Source organism: Paenibacillus xylanilyticus (assembly GCF_013359935.1).
In the GTDB taxonomy this organism is placed as follows: domain Bacteria; phylum Bacillota; class Bacilli; order Paenibacillales; family Paenibacillaceae; genus Paenibacillus; species Paenibacillus xylanilyticus.
This window is the reverse complement of record NZ_JABMCB010000038.1, coordinates 1-442: the sequence shown is the minus strand read 5'-3', so window position 1 is coordinate 442 and position 442 is coordinate 1. Positions and strand designations below refer to the sequence as shown.

Sequence of the window (442 nt, the reverse complement as noted above, 5' to 3'; positions counted from 1 at the left end):
TGTATTCTAAGCGGACCATTTCAGGAGGGGAGGACGTGACAGGGTTTAACCTTGTCGCGTTCAATGCTCCAGAATTATCCGGTGATACGGAATACTCGCTGGATTACGCTGTGGAAATGACGCTATCAGCAGAGTTTTCCGGCCAGGCCAGTTTTCAAGGTGATTACATTCGGGAATATGTACTGGAAGCCCTGCCGATGTCGGGTGAGGCTCAGTTTGTTGGGGATTTTGTTCGTGAGCTGCGAATCAGTTCCACGCTATCCGGTGAGGCGCGTATTGATGCAGCAGCGTCCAAGTATCATGTGGATTACATCGAATTTGAAGATAACTTTAATCCTGGCGACCAGATTATTATTGACTCCGGGAAATTCAAAATCACCCGGAATGGTCAAAACGTATCCCATCTCTACACAGGCGATTTCCTGCAGCTGAATCCAGGGAC

General features: G+C 48.4%; 1 protein-coding gene. It reads left to right on the top strand.

What is annotated here, in order from left to right; all coding sequences use genetic code 11:
• Positions 1-35: 35 nt before the first annotated feature.
• A partial coding sequence (locus tag HP552_RS00250) for a phage distal tail protein (RefSeq protein WP_217506268.1) occupies positions 36-442 on the top strand: 407 nt, incomplete at its 3' end.